The sequence below is a fragment of the Pseudomonas corni genome (assembly GCF_057128765.1).
Genome location: NZ_JBSKHW010000008.1, coordinates 169,260 through 185,861, shown reverse-complemented (window position 1 = coordinate 185,861; position 16,602 = coordinate 169,260). Strand labels below are relative to the sequence as shown.

Below are 16,602 nucleotides of genomic sequence, written 5' to 3'. Positions count from 1 at the left end.
CTACCGATACATCTTTATCGCCTGACACTTTGCTTCGCGAATAAATTCGCTCCTACAGGATCTGTGAGGGGTCGTGATTTCGCTGAACTCCATGGCCGCCCAGGAACTCTGAACCCAAAGGCCGCCACGGCCTGACGGTGAGGATGAGGGCATGGCGACCACCAGCATTTGCGCGCAGGCCGACACTCGGGGCAAGTTGTTTGAAACCGATCTTCCTGCACGGCTGGACCGTTTGCCGTGGGGCCGGTTTCATACGCTGCTGGTGATTGCACTGGGCATCACCTGGTTGCTCGATGGCCTTGAAGTCACGCTGGCAGGCTCGGTATCCGGCGCGCTCAAAGACAGCCCCGTCCTGCACCTGACCAACAGCGACATCGGTCTGGCGGGCGGCGCGTACATCTGCGGTGCGGTGCTGGGCGCTTTGTTCTTCGGCTGGCTGACCGACCGTCTCGGGCGGCGCAAGCTGTTTTTCATCACCCTCATTCTTTACGTCAGCGCCACAGCGGCCACCGCGTTCTCCTTCAGCCTGTGGAGCTTCATGCTGTTCCGCTTTCTCACCGGTATGGGCATCGGCGGCGAGTACACGGCGATCAATTCAACCATTCAGGAATTCACCCCGGCGCGTTTTCGCGGCTGGGTAGACCTGACCATCAACGGCACTTTCTGGATCGGCGCAGCCCTTGGCGCTGTGGGCTCGATTGTTCTGCTGGACCCCGGCTGGATTGGCGGCGATCTGGGCTGGCGCCTGTGCTTTGGCATCGGCGCGGTATTGGGCTTGTTGATCCTGGTGATGCGCCTTTGGCTGCCGGAAAGCCCGCGCTGGTTGTTGATCCACGGTCAGACGAAGGAAGCGACGCAGATCGTCGAAAACATCGAAAAGCGTTTTCGCGAACAGGGCCATGAATTGCCAGCGCCCACCGGGAAACCCCTACGCCTGCACGCTCGGGATCACACGCCGCTGAAGGAAATCTTCCAGACGCTGTTCGTCAGTTATCGCCAGCGCGCGTTAGTGGGCATGACGCTGCTTACTGCTCAGGCGTTTTTCTACAACGCGATTTTCTTCACCTACGCGCTGGTGCTGACTGAGTTCTACGATGTGCCGTCCTCCCACATCGGCTGGTACGTATTGCCGCTGGCGCTGGGCAATTTCTGCGGCCCGCTTTTGCTGGGGCGGCTGTTCGATGTCATCGGCCGCCGCGTGATGATCAGCCTGACCTACGCGGTTTCCGGCGTTTTGCTGGCCATCAGCGGTTACCTGTTTCAGCAAGAACTGCTCACCGTGACCCAGCAAGCCATTGCGTGGATGGTCATCTTCTTCTTCGCATCGGCGGCTGCAAGCTCGGCTTACCTGACCGTGGCAGAAACCTTCCCTCTGGAAATCCGCGCATTGGCGATTGCCGTGTTCTATGCCTTCGGCACCGGACTCGGCGGGATCATCGGCCCGACGCTGTTCGGTGAATTGATCGACAGCCATGATCGCGGCAACGTGTTCATCGGCTATCTGATCGGCTGCGCGCTGATGCTGATCGCGGCGTCCGTGCAAGCCATCTGGGGCGTGGCGTCGGAGCGCAAATCCCTCGAAGAAGTGGCCCGGCCGTTGTCCCAGGCTCATGACTGATTCAGGGCCGCTGCGCGCCCCATCGTCGGCAAGCCGGACTCCTACGCCTGCGGCAGAAGCGGCTATGCGGCGAGGCCACGCTTTTGATTCTGGCCGCAGGCCGTAGGAGCCTGACTTGTCGGCGATCTGCCGGGCACCGGCAGCAAGCCATGCCTGCGTGGTGGATCAGATTATCCTCACCCACCTGTCCTGCAACTGCTGAAAATATCCAGCTTGGGCTGATACTCCGCCGTCGTTACACCCAGCAAACCCAGCACCGAATGGAACATGTAATCGTGGCTCAGGTCCGGTTGATCGCGCTTGGCTTGCAGGCATTTGAGGTCGACGGCGGCGTCTTTGAGTGTCTGATTGCCGAACCACATGACCATCGGCACATGGGTTTGCGCAGCCGGGGCAATGGCGTATGGGGCGGCGTGCAGGTACACGCCGTTTTCACCCAGGGATTCGCCGTGATCGGACACGTAGATCATTGAGGTGTCGACCTTGTCCTGATTGCGCTTGAGCAGTTCGATGGTCTGCGCCAGGAAATGATCGGTGTACAGAATAGTGTTGTCGTAGACGTTTTTCAGCTCGTCCGAGGTGCAGCTCCCCAGTTGATTGGTGTGGCAGACCGGAGTGAAACGCTCCAGCGACTTGGGGTAGCGGTCGTAATATTCGGGTCCGTGGCTGCCATCGGAATGCAGCACGATGATGGCGTTGTCCTGGAGTGTGTCGATGTAGTCCTGCAGCCCCACCAGCAGCGACTCATCCAGGCAATTGGTGCCGTCGCAGAACGGGCTCGGCTGGTTTTTCGGGATGTCACTGTGGGGCACGCGCAGACAGGCGCCTTTGCAGTCACTGTTGTTGTCCAGCCACACTACTTTCAAGCCCGCGCGCTGGAGAATGTCCAGCAGGCCTTCGTAGGTTTTGCCCTTCTTGTCGCTGTAATCGGTGCGCGGGAATTTGGAGAACATGCACGGCACCGAAACCGCTGTCGACGTGCCACAGGACTGCACCTGGGTGAAGTTGAGAATGTCCAGCTTCGCCAGCTCAGGGTTGGTCTCACGGCCATAACCGTTGAGCGAGAAGTGATCCGCCCGAGCGGTTTCGCCGACCACGAAGATCATCAGGCTTTTCTTCGGACGTTGCTGCGCTTGGGCGCTGAGTGCGGCATCGGCGCCCACGGTCTGAACCTTCAGGGTTTCCTTGATCGCCACGCTTTGCTTGGTCAACTTGCCCAATGCGTACACGTAATTGGTCGGATTGATGAAGTGCGTGAGTTTGTCTTCGTCGCGAAAGATCGGCGCGTAGGTCGAATAAAACGCGCCCACCGACACCGCAATCACCAGCACGCAGCCAATAGCGACCAACACTTTGTTGACCAGACCCGGCAATACCCGGCGATAGCTCACTGGCGCCCACCAGATCAGCACGATCGGCAGCACGCCGAGCACCAGCAGATACCCGAACAGCTTGGCACTGAGCAAGGCGCTGGCTTCAGCAGGATTGGTTTCCAATACGTTCTGCATCATCACCGTGTCGATGGCGATGCCGTAGCTGCCCATGAAGTAAGCCGCCGCCGCTGAGCACAGCGCCACCAGACTCAGCACCGGCTTGAGCGTTGGACGGAACGAGAAGGGGATCAGCAGCAGCGTGAACGCGGCCCACAGGAAAAACGCAAACGACACCTGAAACGCTATTGCCTTGATCCCTTGCAGCTCGGTCAGGCCGACCAGCGCATGCCAGGTCGAGAGGTTATAAAACGCCACCAGGCACAGCGAAAACAGCAGAACCAGGCGGGTGGAAGTCAGGCGCTTGAACATCGATTTCATTTCCATATAAAACGCTGATCATGGCGAAGCGGGCGCGCACTGGTCTGCGCCGTCAAGGTCAGGGGAGACCTGCGCGTACGTTCGATGGCTCAGCCTATGAAGCATGGGGAAGGAGTTGTCACAAAGTTTTTCAGATCAAATGTGAATAACTCGTGAAGCCCGCAGCGCTCGTCCGTGGATTATGCTCAATTGGCCGAAACGGCTGCATTGGCAAGCGCATACGTCCAAGAATCTATCCAAATGCTATGCCAACGTGGGCTGGATCGGGAAGGTGTCCCAAGGGTCGCCAATCGTTGAAAGAGAGCGAAAAAGGAGAGCACATGAAACTCATCGGTATGCTGGATTCGCCCTATGTTCGGCGGGTCGCTGTCAGTCTGAAACGCATGGGTGTTGCATTCGAGCATGAGTCGATTTCGGTGTTTCGCGGGATCGAGCAATTCAAAGCCATCAATCCGCTGGTCAAGGCGCCGACGCTGGTGACCGACGACGGTGTGGTGCTGATGGAGTCGTCATTGATTCTGGATTATGTGGAAAGCCTGGTCGGGCCGGGACGAGGGCTGATGCCCGACGCGTTGGCAGAGCGTGTTCAGGTATTGCGCATGACCGGCCTGGCGCTGGTGGCCTACGAGAAAGCCGTGCAGATTTATTACGAGCGCAATTTGCGTCCCGCCGAGATTCAGCATGCGCCGTGGCTTGATCGGGTCGGGTCGCAACTCAAATGCGCGTGCGCAGAGATTGAAGCCGAACTCGCCCGGCGCCCACTGGCTAGTGATGCGCGCATCGGTCAGGACGGCATCAGTGTCGCGGTGGCGTGGAGCTTCATTCAGCTGGTAGTGCCGGATCAGGCTTCGGCGCAGGAATATCCGCTGCTGGCGCAATTCAGTGCCGAGGCCGAGAAGCTGGAGATATTTATGAGTTCGCCGTTGGTGTGAGGCTTCGCTCTTTGAGCGCAAGTAATCACAGGTCATTGCAGGTGTGGGAGGGGGCTCGCTCGCGAAAAGTCCGGTGCATCATTAGCGGATCAGCGACCGGATTCGCGAGCAAGCTGCCTCCCACCGGTTAGATCTGGGAATTGCCATGCACCTCAACGCGGCCTTTGCGCCAGCGCCCTGGCCAGGCTGCCATCGGCTTTGAGCGTCTCGAATGCCTGGCGTATGCGCTTGACGGTGGTGTCGGGGGTGGTCTGGCTCAGAGCGATGTAAAGACCTTTTGAAAGCTCGTCCAGGGTGTAAACCGCTTCCAGATCCTCAAACGCAATATGCAGGTCTTCGCATTGTTCCCGCGCCTCGCGTTCGGGCATAGGCACCAGTTCCAGCTGACCACTGACCAGTTTGCGCAGGTTGTCCAGATTATTGGCCGACACCACCACTTTGGTAAAACCCTTGCCTTCGAGGTATTGCTGCCGGGCGTCATCACGCACAACCCCTACGCTGTAGCGCATTGCATCCGGCAAATCCTTGACCACGACATCCCTGCGCTCACGCAGCTTGTAGAAAACCGGCGTGACCTGATCCAGTTCGCCCACCCATTTGAACAACGCCTCGCGCCCGGCACTGCGGATGATCGGGAAGATCATCACGTTGGATTCCAGGCGCGCGATGTCGTAGGCGCGGGCCCACGGGTACAGCGTCATCCGGTAATCGGTGATCCCCGCCAAGGCCAGCGTCTGTTCGACAATGACACTGGCGGAACCGGCCACCTTGCCGTTTTCCAGATAGCTGTAGGAAGAGTCCTCGGTAACAACCTGCAGGGTCTCAGCCTGCGTCATCGCGCAGGGCGTCGCCAGAATCGCTGCGCAGATCACGCTCGCGCAACGGCTAAAGGAGTACTTCGAAAAAGCGCTCATGTCAGCTCACGCTCCTGTTTCTGCCTTGGCTTTTAGCACGGTATAACGCTTTGTCGGCGCTTTGCAGCAACTGATCGAAGCGCTCCATCGTGCCTCGGTTCAGCTCGGCAATGCCGATGCTCAGCGTGACATACGGTGAAACGGGTGAGGCCCCGTGAGGCAATTTTCTGCGGCCGAGCATCTGGCGCAGATGCTCGGCCGCAGCGTGGGCCTGCAACTCGTCGAAACCGGGGAGCAATACCGCAAACTCCTCACCCCCCAGGCGCGCCACCAACTCGCCGGAGCGGGTGAACAGCGTGCTCATGATCAACGCTACATCGCGCAGGCACTGATCGCCCACGGCGTGGCCATAGGTGTCGTTGTAAAGTTTGAAGAAATCGATGTCGCACATCAGCACCGACAATGGCTGGTGATGGCGCAAGGCGCGATTGAATTCCAGCTCTTTGAGTTCGTCGAAATGCCGGCGGTTGGCCAGGCTGGTCAGCGGATCAAAACGCGACAGCGCTTCAAGCCGGGTATTGGCTGCCTGCAACTGCATGGTGCGTTGTTCCACCAGTTCGGCCAAATGGTCACGACTGGCGGCCAGTGCCACTTCGTCACGGGCCTGACGCTCAAGGTGCGTGGCCAGTTTGTCCTGCAAATCATTGACCCCGGCTTCGAGCAAGGTCAGCTCATCGCCGGTCTTGCGGCGTCGTTCCAGGGTCAGGCGTTGCGTCAGATTCTGCGGCGTCAGCTGGCTCAGATGCCGGGCAATGTGCCGCACGTGCAGCGTCACCGAGCGGTTGAACATGCCCATGATCAGCCCGGCCAGCGCCAGCGACTGAATGATCTGGGTCAGCATGATGATTGCCACTTCCCGCCAAAGCCTCGTCCACAGCAGGCTTTCATCGCCCTCGATCGACAGCTCGCCAACCACTTCGTTTGCGCCGGGGTAGGGTGCAACGGTCAGTTGTCGGTGCAGGGCCGGCGCAAGGCTTGAGCCGTTGTGGCCAGGCCGATTGCGCTCAAGCACTTCCGGCACACGGCCGGGTCGCAGGATCTTCAATTCGACCCGACCGACCGGCGCGGCCAGTGCGACGCTATCGACCTGAGTCTGCAACGCGTCGCTGTCCATTTCCCAGACGGCTTTGGACAACGTGCCCTGGAATACTTGATCGATCAGCGTGAGTTCGGCATTCATGGTCGCCAGGTTGCTGTCCCAGGCAAACCATGTGCGCACAGCTACCGTCGCCACAGTAAACAGCACGCAGAACGCCAGCGTCGCCACCACCAGTCGCCGCGCCAGCGAGCCTGTCTGCAGCGGCACTTGAGGAGTTGCTTGCAGCGGTTTTTCGGGCTCTGGCGGCATGCTCAATTCCATTTTCGGGCAATCGCGTCATAGGTCCCGTTGTCGCGAATGGCCTGCAGGCCGTCCTGAAAGCGCTGCACCGTGGCGTCCGGTGTCTTGCGGCTGAAGGCCATGCTGAAACCGCCGCTGTCCTCCAGTTCTGGCAAGCGCAAGGACTGGACCAGGACGCTGGAGGGATCATCACCGGCTTTGCGTGCCAGATAACGTGCATTGAGTTCGTCGGATATCCAGAGATCGACGTGGCCCAGCTTGAGTTTTTCGTAGTTGAGCTCGTACCGGTTACTGCTCTGCAATTGAACACCGAGCTTGAATTGCTTGCTGATCAGGTATTGCTCACCGACGTCTTCGTTCACGGTTGCGGTCTGGAAGCGCTTGGCATCGTCGAGTTGCTGCAGCGTCAGACGGTGGTTGGCGTAGGAATACAAATACCAGCGGCACGGCGCAATGCTGCCCACCCACTTGAACAGTGCCTCGCGATCGGGGCTGCGGGTGATCGAGTAAATCAGAATATTTTCGCCGTGCAGTGCCAGGTCATAGGCCCGCGCCCACGGCATCGACTGAATGCTGGCCTGCACACCGACGTGCTTGAGCACCGCCTGGACCACCTCGGTGCTCATGCCCGTAAGCTTGCCGTCCTGAGTCATGTTGTAAGGAGGCAACTCTTCGGTAACGATGCGAATCGCCGGTGGTGCGTCGGACGCACAGGTAGGCGCCCCAAGCAGGCACAGCAGGGCGGCACTCACAAGCGCTGGGATTAATCGACGAAGCAACAGCGGCGATGTCATGGACAACAATCTCATTGACTGCAATCGCGAGCGTTACTGCGCCCCGGGCAGGGTTGGCAGCTAACGAGCGGACGGCTTCTTACAGTTGCTTTATCGGCGCGTATGGCGGCGGCTTTAGCCACTGCGCATCAATACACCCAATCCGGCCGAAGCGTGCGATAACCCGCCAGCATCGCAGTTGCTTTGGCGTTTTGCTACGACGCACTTCACTCGCGGTGCGATATAGAAGCGAATTTCCTTGCGAAGGCTGATTGTCAGGCGCGACAGGTGCGTCGGATGTACCGGCCCTTTCGCGGGCAAGCGCGCTCCTACAGGTTTCGGGTCGGACGGGTTTAGATGGGCATTGCAATTTCTGCAACGGTGGGTTGCCTTGTCTGGTTATTCCGCTCACAAGATGAAGCGATCAAACTGATTTCCCTGCGCAGTCTGACGCTGCTGACCGGAGACGCCGCCATGAACCCATCTTCCCAAACCACTCCATCCCTCTGGCACGCTGGCGAACAGCGTTTGCAGGCCCATGTCGGCGTAGCTAAACGCATGGAGCAGCACGGCAGGAAGGTGGTGCGTGATTACATGCCCGAGCAGCATCGGCATTTCTACGAGCAGTTGCCGTATATCGTTGTCGGCGCGGTCGACGATCAGGGCTGGCCATGGGCGAGCGCGCTGGATGATCACGCAGGCTTTATCGCCTCGCCTGATCCTCGTCTGCTGAGGATCACCCGGCTGCCAAATGCCGATGACCCGATCAGCCAGGGTTTCACTGCGGGTGCGGCACTGGGCATGCTGGGGATCGAGCTGAACACGCGACGGCGCAATCGCATCAACGGCCGAATCGGCGAACTCGATGCCAGTGGTTTTTCCGTCGAAGTCGAACATGCCTTCGGCAACTGCCCGCAGTACATCCAGTTGCGTCAGCTCAAGCAAACATCCCGCCCCGCGCCTGTCGATGGACCAAAACCGACGCCCATGAGCGAACTGGACGACGCGGCCATGGCCACAATCCGCGCTGCCGACACGTTCTTTGTCGCCAGCTACGTGGACGTGGATGGCGATCCGCAGCGCCGGCAGGTGGACGTGTCCCATCGCGGCGGTCAGGCCGGATTCGTCAGGGTCGAGAGCAATGTGCTGACCATCCCTGATTTCGCGGGCAATCTGCATTTCAATACCCTGGGCAATTTTGTGCTCAATCCCAGAGCAGGCCTGCTGTTCATCGATTTCGAGTCCGGCGATGTCCTCCAGCTAATCGGCCACGTCGAAATCATCCTCGAAGGGCCCGAAATCAACGCCTTCCAAGGTGCCGAACGGCTCTGGCAAGTCACCGTTCACGCCGTGATCCGCCGGCCTGCTGCCTTACGCTCACGCTGGACGCTCGAAGCTTTTTCCCCCAACAGCTTGATGACCGGCAATTGGCAACAGGCCGCCACCCGCCTGAAAGCCCACACCCTCGCAGATCAGTGGCGGCCCTTGCAGGTGACGCGGATTGAGGACGACGCCCAAGACATCCGGTCTTTCTACCTGGAGCCCACTGACGGCGCCGGACTGCCGGTGTTCAAGGCGGGTCAGCACCTGCCATTGCGCTTGATGCTGGCCGGACAAGAAAAACCCGTGATCCGCACCTACAGCCTGTCCAGCGCGCCCTCGGACGACTTTTTCCGCATCAGCGTCAAGCGTGACGGCGCGGTGTCGACGCACCTGCACGACCAGGTTCGCGTGGGTGATGTGCTGGACGCGCGCGCGCCCCAAGGCGGCTTCACAGTTGATCCTTCAGAACAGCGGCCGCTGGTGCTGATGGGCGCTGGCATTGGTGTGACGCCGATGCTGTCGATGCTGCGAGAGGTCATCTATGAGGGCAAACGCGTGCGCCGCATGCGTCCGACGTGGTTCGTCCAGAGTGCACGTCGTCTGGTCGATCTGGCATTCCGCGCAGAAGTGGACACACTGATTGAAGAAGCTGGCGATTCGCTGACCGCCATCCGGCTGCTCAGCCAGCCTGAATCAGGCGGATGGCAAGGCGAAGGGCTGCAGGCTCGCGGCCGGATTGACCTGGCGCTGCTCAAATCATTGTTGCCGTTCGACGATTTCGATTTTTACCTCTGTGGACCGACAAGTTTCACGCAGGCGTTGTACGACGGCCTCAGGGCCATGCACATCCGCGACGAGCGCATACACGCCGAAACGTTCGGGCCGTCGACACTCACCCGCACCCGCGATCAACTCTCTGCGGGCCTGGAACAGCCGCCAGCCTCCACCACTTCAGTGGCGGTGGTATTCGAAAAGTCAGCCAAGGAAGGGCGCTGGCAGCCAGACGGTGGCAGCCTGCTGGAACTGGCCGAAAGCCGAGGCCTCAACCCCGAATACAGTTGCCGTGGCGGTTCATGCGGCACCTGCAAGACCCGGCTCATCAGTGGCCAGGTGCATTACCCGGTTCCACCCGCCGATATACCGGCGGCGGACCATGTGCTGATCTGCTGCGCAGTCCCGGCTTCAGGGCCGTTGGTGCTCGATCTGTAATCATCCATGCGTGTGCAGGAGGTTGTGATGAGTCAATGGCCGGTAGGAAAAGACGAAACACCCACCCCCTTTCAACAGACGGAACAGGAAGCGTCGTGGCTGGCGCCGCAGTGCATGTGCCCGCTCTCCGGCGAGATGCCGGAATCGCAACAGCCCGAGCAGCGTCCGGTCACGCTGGGGTTCATCGCCTGGGTGCGCACGGCGTCGATCTTCCATCGGGGCAGGCATCGGCATTGAGCGTTAGCGATTAGGGAAGCACCAGGCTCAATGACGGGGTTGAATGCGCGACAGGGTAGCGGGATGATGAGCGCCGATTCGTCAGCCATATTCTTTCCCCAAAAAGGACTGCTCCCGCATGAAAGTCAGCGCCCGCAACGTGTTCAAAGGCACCGTCAGCAAGATTCAGGAAGGTGCCGTCAACGCCGAAATCGTTCTGCAACTACCGGGCGGCGAGCCATTGGTGGCCGTGGTCACTCTGGCTAGCGTCAAGAGCCTGGGTCTGGCGGTGGGTAAAGAGGCCATCGCGTTGATCAAGGCGCCGTGGGTCATGTTGATGACCGACTCCAGCGGGTTCCGTCTGTCGGCGCGCAACTGCCTGGAAGGCACTGTCACCCGCGTCAGCGATGGTGCGGTCAACGCCGAAGTGGTCGTGACGCTGCCCGGGGGCACCGAAGTTTATTCCATTGTGACCCGCGAAGCCGTCACTGAGCTGGGCCTCAAAGCGGGCGTAGGTGCCACTGCCGTGATCAAAGCCTCGCATATCATTCTGGGCGTGCCGGCCTGATTTTCACCCCTGTTCCGTCCGAGGGCCGCGCCGCAAGGCTCGGCCTTTTTGCATTGAACTGCCGTCACAAGGACGTCCATTTTGATCTCAAGAAGAAGCGTTTTGACTGCCTCGTTGCTGGCCGCGCCAGCGTTGTCCAGCTTTAGGGCTTTGGCGGCTGATTCATTGAAGCCGTTGCAGTCCCGGCTCGTTGAGCTTGAACGTCGATGGGGCGGGCGACTGGGCGTTGCCATTCTCGACACCGGCAGCGGCGAAACGCTGTCGCAGCGCGGCGATCAACGCTTTGCAATGTGCAGCACCTTCAAATGCCTGGCCGTAGCATTCGTTCTGGCAAGGGTCGATGCAGGCAAGGAAAAGCTGTCGCGGCGTATTACCTACGCCACGAACCAGTTGGTGCCGTACTCACCGGCCACTGAATCCCACGCTGGAAAAGACGGCATGACCATGGGGCAGCTGTGCGAAGCCGCCGTCACCCTCAGCGACAACACCGCTGCCAATCTGATACTCGACAGCTTCGGCGGGCCTGCAGGCCTGACCGAGTGGCTACGCACCCTGGACGACCTGGTGACCCGACTGGACCGGCGCGAACCACAGCTCAACGAAAACAAACCCGGCGACCTGCGCGACACCACCACGCCGATCAGCATGCTCTACACCCTGAAAAACATTGTGCTGGGCATGGCGCTGTCGGACGCATCCCGCGACCAACTCATCACTTGGCTGGTAGCCAATACCACCGGCGATAAAAAACTGCGGGCGGGCCTGCCGAAAGATTGGCGCGTGGGTGACAAAACCGGCTCCGGTGCAAACAAGGCGACCAACGATGTGGCTGTGATCTGGCCCCCTCAACGCGCACCGATCATCGTCACGGTTTTTTATTCCGAGGGCGGCGGCAGCGACGATGAGCGCAGCGCGGTGATCGCCGACGTTGGGCGCCTGGTGGCCGCGCTTTGAACAAGGCGCAGGGGTAGACGTTCGCCTGATTGCAACGATCAGTGAAGTTAGCTATACGACGTTGAAATTTTTCTCATTTCCAATGCTCGAAACATCGGTGAGAGGAACCAATAGCAGCAGGCCTGTCGGGCCGTCGTAGAGCAGAGTACACCGATGCCTTTTTTGACTGATGATCATGGATGTGCCGGATGGGGCGGCGAAATGGCCGAGCGCATTCGGGTGTTCAACTGGTCCATGACCGGCTTGGGACCGATTGACAGCTGGTCGCGCAGTTTGCGTACGGCGGTGCAGTTTTTACTCGCCTCACCGGTGCCGCTCGTAATGCTCTGGGGCCGCCAGGGCTACATGATCTACAACGACGCCTATTCGTTATTTGCCGGTGGTCGCCACCCGTATTTGCTCGGCACGCCAGTGGAGCTGGGCTGGCCGGAAGTCGCCGAATTCAACCGCAATGTGGTCGACACCTGTCTGGCGGGCGGCACCTTGTCTTTCCGCGACAAGGAACTGGTACTGCTGCGCGACGGCAAACCCGAAGACGTATGGATGGACCTCTATTACAGCCCGGTGCCGGGAGACGATGGAGCGCCCGCCGGGGTCATGGCGATCGTGGTCGAGACCACTTCGCACGTTGTGTCCGAGCGCCTTCGAGAGTCCGCCGAACAAGCTTTTCGGGCGACCAATGAGCGTCTGCAACTGGCGCTCAATGCCGGTTCCCTGGTGGGCTCGTTCGTCTGGGACATCAAGGCTAATCGGCTGTCGGGTGATGAACGCTTCGCCCGTACGTTTTGTTATCCCGCTGATCAGCCTGTCGAAAGCGTACCCATTGAGGGCGCAGTTGACATCATTCACCCCGATGACCGCGAGCGCGTAGAACAGTTGATTGCGCATACCGTTGCGCACGGCGGGCCGTACAACGCCGAATATCGGATTCGGCGGCCTGACGGCAGTTACATCTGGATCCTGGCCAGCGGGCGTTGCGAGTTCGACGCCGATGGCGAGCCGTTGCGTTTCCCCGGTGTGCTGATCGATATCCACGAGCGCAAGATCGCCGAGGAGTCGTTGCTCCAGCTCACCCGCACCCTCGAACAGCGCGTGGCAGAGGAAGTGCGTGCTCGCTCGGAGGTGGAGGAGCGGCTGAGGCAATCGCACAAACTCGAAGCCATCGGCGGACTCACCGGCGGTGTCGCCCACGACTTCAACAACCTGCTGCAGGTCATTGCCGGCAACTTGTATTTGCTGGCGCGTCAGGAGCCGGATAATCCGCGGGTGCAAAAGCGCGTCAACGCGGCCACAGCGGCCGTTGAGCGGGGCGCCAAATTGTCTTCGCAGTTGCTCGCATTCGCCCGGCGGCAGGCACTTTCACCTGCGGTTTACGACCTGCGGCGCATTTACGAGGGGCTGGGTGAACTCCTGCAGCGCGCGCTCGGAGAGACCATCCATGTGGACATTCTGCTGCCCGAAGACAGCTGGCGGATTCATGTGGATCGTAACCAGTTGGAAAACGCTCTGCTGAACCTGGCAATCAACGCTCGCGACGCCATGAAGGGCGAGGGAACGATCACCGTCAGCGCAGAAAACGTGGTGCTTGATAAAAAAGCCTGTGCGGGCAAAGAACTCAGCCCCGGTGATTATGTGCTGTTGAAAATAGCCGACACGGGCAGCGGCATGGCGCCGGATGTCGTGGCGCGAGCCTTTGAACCCTTCTTTACGACCAAACCCGACGGCCACGGAACGGGGCTTGGCCTGAGCATGGTGTTCGGCTTCGTCAAACAAACCGGTGGTCATATCGAAATCATCAGCGTCGTGGGCAAGGGCACCGAAGTGCGCATGTATTTTCCGCGAAGCCTCCAACCCGAAGTGCTGGAGAAACCCAATCACACCATCATGTTCGCAGGCGGCCACCAAACCATTCTGGTGGTCGAGGACGACGAGGCGGTGCGCGCGACTTCCGTGGAGCTGTTGCAACAGGCGGGCTACAACACATTGGTCGCCGCCCATGGAGATGACGCCATGGCCATATTGCGCAGCGGCGTGATGATTGACTTGATCTTCACCGACGTCGTGATGCCGGGACTGATCAAGAGCGCGGATCTCGCGATCTGGGCCCGGCAGCAGTCACCGCAGGTGCCGGTGCTGTTCACCTCCGGCCACACCCGCGACGTGCTGTCTCGCAATCATGAGCTAGACAGCAGCACATTTCTGCTGAGCAAACCCTACGGGCCTGATGCGCTGGGCGAGATGGTTCAGGCGGCTTTGAGGGGGTAGAAGTCGCGACCCATACCAGTGCGAGCATGAAGACTGGTGACTAGACGCAAATCCAGTGGGAGCGGCCCTGTCCGCGAAGAGACCAGTACATCCGACGCATGTGTTGCGCCAGATGAATGGTCTTCGCGGACAGGTCCGCTCTCACAATGGATGTTGATCAAGGAATCAAACGTGCCTCGCGCAGCCGATCGAACACATCGAAAAATGCCTGATCACTGGCTTTGAATCCGGTAAAGCCCAGAGCGCGGCTTTTCGACATGTCAGTGACCACTTCAATCGGACGCCCCAGGTCTGCGTCGGTGTGCCAGGCCGAGACCAGACGGCTGATATCTGACTCTTTCAAACCGTGCTCGGCAACGATGTCATTCCACGCGGCTTGATCGTCAGCCATCTGGGTCTCCAGCGGGGAGAGCTTCTCAGGGTAATCGGCTGGGTGCAGGCCGAAATATTCAGCGATCTGGCCCCACATCCAGCTCCAGCGGAACACATCACCATTGGTGACGTTGAACGCCTGATTCGCGGCCGCCGGGGTGGTCGCTGCCCACAGCTGTTGCTCGGCCAGTTGGCGCGCGTCAGTCATGTCCGTGAGGCTGTCCCATTGCACACGGGACCCTGGAAACACGAACGGCCGGCCAGTGGCTTTGCAGATCGAGGCGTAGACGGCGAGGGTGGTAGCCATGTTCATCGCATTGCCGACTGCAACGCCAGTGACTGTGTGCGGGCGATGCACGCTCCAGGTGAACCCGTCTTTTTCAGCGGCAGCGAATACTTCATCTTCCTGGGCGTAATAGAAGTTTTCGATGTCCAGACGGCCTTGAGATTCGCGGAACGGCGTCTGCGGCAGGCTGCCTTTGCCATAGGACTCGAAGGGCCCGAGGTAGTGTTTCAAACCGGTCACCAGCGCCACGTGCTGGACACTACCGGCTGGTCGCAGAGCGTCGAGGACGTTGCGCACCATGGCGGCGTTGACCCGAATGTTTTCGGCTTCAGTGGCCTGTCGCGACCAAGTGGTGATGAACACGTGAGTAGGTTTTACATCCGCCAGCGCTTGGGTGAGCGAAGCGGGGTCTTGCAGGTCGGCGGCCACCGGGATCACGCCCGGTACTTGTGATGGCTGGCGTGAAAGCGCAGCGACCTGCCACTGGTTCTCAAGCAATAGTTGAGTGATGGCGCTGCCGACGATGCCGCTGGCGCCGACGACCAAGGCGGTCTGGGTCATGGGGTTCTCCTGAGAAAAAAGATGAGGCGATGACCCGAAGCAATTTCTGTCCGGATGAGGTTGTCAGAGCCTGGGCGAGCGGCAGAGGTTCAACCGGATGCGCTGCGCCTCAGCCCACCAGCACCGCCGTGGCGTACATCCCGATGGCAAACACCACGTGGCCGACGACGTTCTGTAACCGGGCAACCGGCGGGTTCGGCGCCTTGTTGCACGCCATGCCCACGCCCATCCCCGGCTGCAAAATGAACCAACCCGCACCTACCGTGACCAGTCCCACCACCAGCGCAGGGAGAAAGCTCGGGCTATGCGCCCACTGCACGCCCCAGACAATCAACACGACAGCGGCGAAAAGGATGCCGACGGCGTAATGCATCGCCCAGCCGATGGTCAGCTCGTTGCTGACGGGCGCTGCATTGGCAATGCCTTCACGTCGCACGAAGCGCCCCCGGGGCAGACCGGCAAACCAGCGTCCGACCAAATGCCAGGGCGGGGTCGGCAGGCCCAGGGTGGCTTTGAGCAGTAGCGCCCACAGGTCCAGCAACGCAGTGCCGCCGATGCCGATGAGTATCGACAGGTAGATGAATTCGAACATTACGATCCTTGGCTTTATCGAGAGAGAAGTCGTGGCCGGCTGGCGCGCAGGCGACCCTGGGGCTCTATGATTCGTTACGACATCAAAAGGCCGATCAGCACGTTGTATCCGGCGCAGTGGGCAAAGGGAAGTCAAAGGCGCAAATACTTCGAACCATGGGTTACGCTACGCGCCAACAAAAACAGCGGCCGGTCAGGGTTGGGAGACGGATTTAAGTGAACACCAAAATCATCACCCGCGAGGGCCATGAAGCGCTCAAACAGGAGCTCGACCATCTCTGGCGTGTCTACCGGCCGGAGATCACGCAAAAAGTTGCGTGGGCGGCGTCGCTGGGTGATCGCAGTGAAAACGCTGATTACCAATACAACAAGAAGCTGCTGCGCGAGATCGATCGACGCGTGCGTTATCTGCGCAAGCGCCTTGAAGACATGCGAGTGGTGGATTACGCCGCGGAGCAAGAAGGGCGAGTGTATTTCGGCGCCTGGGTCGAAATCGAAAACGAAGCCGGGGAGTGCAAGACTTTTCGGGTCGTGGGCTACGACGAGATTTACGGGCGCATGGATTACATCTCCATCGACTCACCTATGGCCCGAGCGCTGTTGAAAAAAGAAGTCGGCGATGAATTCGTCGTGCAAATCCCCACCGGTGAAGCGTTGTGGTGGATCAACGAAATCAGGTATCCCAAGTAGCCCGAATCATCCTGACCTGAAGCCGATCCCGGGGGAGCAGCAGTGTTATTGAATCCACGCATGACGCTGGATCTGTAGGAGCGCGCTTGCCCGCGAAGACGGTGGTACATCCAACCGACCTTCGGCGCCTGACGAGTAGCTTTCGCGGGCAAGCGCGCTCCTACAGTGGTTTCAGCGACG

Annotated in this window: 14 protein-coding genes; 8 read left to right on the top strand and 6 right to left on the bottom strand. The window is 59.9% G+C overall.

Translation table 11 applies throughout. The features are described from left to right. The first annotated feature begins 151 nt into the window (after positions 1–151). Positions 152–1,618 carry an MFS transporter gene (locus ACWKV9_RS14680; protein ID WP_483836834.1) on the top strand — a complete coding sequence of 489 codons (1,467 nt, stop codon included), beginning with the start codon at positions 152–154 and terminating at the stop codon, positions 1,616–1,618. A gap of 176 nt (positions 1,619–1,794) precedes the next feature. On the opposite strand, the gene ACWKV9_RS14675 is transcribed toward ACWKV9_RS14680, so the two are convergent. Then, complete coding sequence (locus ACWKV9_RS14675) at positions 1,795–3,429, bottom strand: phosphoethanolamine transferase (RefSeq protein ID WP_483836902.1); 1,635 nt, start codon at positions 3,427–3,429, stop codon at positions 1,795–1,797. A 320-nt stretch (positions 3,430–3,749) separates the two neighbouring features. On the opposite strand from ACWKV9_RS14675, the gene ACWKV9_RS14670 reads away from it, so the two are divergent. Beyond that, a complete protein-coding gene (locus tag ACWKV9_RS14670; RefSeq protein ID WP_483836833.1) occupies positions 3,750–4,361 on the top strand; it encodes a glutathione S-transferase family protein in 612 nt (203 codons plus the stop codon). A 152-nt stretch (positions 4,362–4,513) separates the two neighbouring features. On the opposite strand, the gene ACWKV9_RS14665 is transcribed toward ACWKV9_RS14670, so the two are convergent. The 3 genes from ACWKV9_RS14665 to ACWKV9_RS14655 are packed head-to-tail and all read right to left on the bottom strand — an operon-like array spanning position 4,514 to position 7,408. Further along, positions 4,514–5,275, bottom strand: coding sequence for a hypothetical protein (locus ACWKV9_RS14665; RefSeq protein WP_483836832.1), 762 nt, complete (start codon positions 5,273–5,275; stop codon positions 4,514–4,516). Between the two features lies 1 nt (position 5,276). Further along, the gene (locus tag ACWKV9_RS14660; RefSeq protein ID WP_483836831.1) at positions 5,277–6,623 is read right to left on the bottom strand and encodes a GGDEF domain-containing protein; all 1,347 of its coding nucleotides are present in this window, start codon (positions 6,621–6,623) and stop codon (positions 5,277–5,279) included. Positions 6,624–6,625: 2 nt separating this feature from the next. Next, positions 6,626–7,408: a substrate-binding periplasmic protein gene (locus tag ACWKV9_RS14655; RefSeq protein WP_483836830.1), complete on the bottom strand. Its 783-nt coding sequence runs from the start codon at positions 7,406–7,408 to the stop codon at positions 6,626–6,628. A gap of 453 nt (positions 7,409–7,861) precedes the next feature. Here ACWKV9_RS14655 and ACWKV9_RS14650 point away from each other — a divergent pair, with 453 nt between their 5' ends. The 5 genes from ACWKV9_RS14650 to ACWKV9_RS14630 all read left to right on the top strand — a co-directional run bounded on the left by ACWKV9_RS14650 (position 7,862) and on the right by ACWKV9_RS14630 (position 13,922). After that, positions 7,862–9,919, top strand: coding sequence for a 2Fe-2S iron-sulfur cluster-binding protein (locus ACWKV9_RS14650; protein ID WP_483836829.1), 2,058 nt, complete (start codon positions 7,862–7,864; stop codon positions 9,917–9,919). Between the two features lie 27 nt (positions 9,920–9,946). Beyond that, positions 9,947–10,156 carry a hypothetical protein gene (locus ACWKV9_RS14645; protein WP_483836828.1) on the top strand — a complete coding sequence of 70 codons (210 nt, stop codon included), beginning with the start codon at positions 9,947–9,949 and terminating at the stop codon, positions 10,154–10,156. Between the two features lie 118 nt (positions 10,157–10,274). Further along, the gene (locus ACWKV9_RS14640) at positions 10,275–10,703 is read left to right on the top strand and encodes a TOBE domain-containing protein (protein ID WP_483836827.1); all 429 of its coding nucleotides are present in this window, start codon (positions 10,275–10,277) and stop codon (positions 10,701–10,703) included. Positions 10,704–10,805: 102 nt separating this feature from the next. Next, positions 10,806–11,657, top strand: a complete 852-nt coding sequence (gene bla / locus ACWKV9_RS14635; protein WP_483836826.1) for a class A beta-lactamase — start codon at positions 10,806–10,808, stop codon at positions 11,655–11,657. A 153-nt stretch (positions 11,658–11,810) separates the two neighbouring features. Next, positions 11,811–13,922: a hybrid sensor histidine kinase/response regulator gene (locus ACWKV9_RS14630; protein ID WP_483836825.1), complete on the top strand. Its 2,112-nt coding sequence runs from the start codon at positions 11,811–11,813 to the stop codon at positions 13,920–13,922. A gap of 157 nt (positions 13,923–14,079) precedes the next feature. On the opposite strand, the gene ACWKV9_RS14625 is transcribed toward ACWKV9_RS14630, so the two are convergent. Next, complete coding sequence (locus ACWKV9_RS14625) at positions 14,080–15,141, bottom strand: SDR family oxidoreductase (protein ID WP_483836824.1); 1,062 nt, start codon at positions 15,139–15,141, stop codon at positions 14,080–14,082. Between the two features lie 109 nt (positions 15,142–15,250). Beyond that, the gene (locus ACWKV9_RS14620) at positions 15,251–15,733 is read right to left on the bottom strand and encodes a DUF2938 family protein (RefSeq protein WP_483836823.1); all 483 of its coding nucleotides are present in this window, start codon (positions 15,731–15,733) and stop codon (positions 15,251–15,253) included. Positions 15,734–15,948: 215 nt separating this feature from the next. Between ACWKV9_RS14620 and greB the strand changes: the two genes are divergently transcribed. Further along, positions 15,949–16,422, top strand: a complete 474-nt coding sequence (greB, locus tag ACWKV9_RS14615; RefSeq protein ID WP_483836822.1) for a transcription elongation factor GreB — start codon at positions 15,949–15,951, stop codon at positions 16,420–16,422. Positions 16,423–16,602: the final 180 nt, after the last annotated feature.

Coding starts and splice junctions, on each gene's coding strand:
- ACWKV9_RS14630 (WP_483836825.1), top strand. CDS start 11,811: ATGCCTTTTTTGACTGATGATCATGGATGTGCCGGATGGGGCGGCGAA.
- ACWKV9_RS14680 (WP_483836834.1), top strand. CDS start 152: ATGGCGACCACCAGCATTTGCGCGCAGGCCGACACTCGGGGCAAGTTG.
- ACWKV9_RS14675 (WP_483836902.1), bottom strand. CDS start 3,429: ATGAAATCGATGTTCAAGCGCCTGACTTCCACCCGCCTGGTTCTGCTG.
- ACWKV9_RS14655 (WP_483836830.1), bottom strand. CDS start 7,408: ATGACATCGCCGCTGTTGCTTCGTCGATTAATCCCAGCGCTTGTGAGT.
- ACWKV9_RS14650 (WP_483836829.1), top strand. CDS start 7,862: ATGAACCCATCTTCCCAAACCACTCCATCCCTCTGGCACGCTGGCGAA.
- ACWKV9_RS14670 (WP_483836833.1), top strand. CDS start 3,750: ATGAAACTCATCGGTATGCTGGATTCGCCCTATGTTCGGCGGGTCGCT.
- ACWKV9_RS14620 (WP_483836823.1), bottom strand. CDS start 15,733: ATGTTCGAATTCATCTACCTGTCGATACTCATCGGCATCGGCGGCACT.
- ACWKV9_RS14625 (WP_483836824.1), bottom strand. CDS start 15,141: ATGACCCAGACCGCCTTGGTCGTCGGCGCCAGCGGCATCGTCGGCAGC.
- ACWKV9_RS14640 (WP_483836827.1), top strand. CDS start 10,275: ATGAAAGTCAGCGCCCGCAACGTGTTCAAAGGCACCGTCAGCAAGATT.
- ACWKV9_RS14645 (WP_483836828.1), top strand. CDS start 9,947: ATGAGTCAATGGCCGGTAGGAAAAGACGAAACACCCACCCCCTTTCAA.
- ACWKV9_RS14660 (WP_483836831.1), bottom strand. CDS start 6,623: ATGCCGCCAGAGCCCGAAAAACCGCTGCAAGCAACTCCTCAAGTGCCG.
- ACWKV9_RS14665 (WP_483836832.1), bottom strand. CDS start 5,275: ATGAGCGCTTTTTCGAAGTACTCCTTTAGCCGTTGCGCGAGCGTGATC.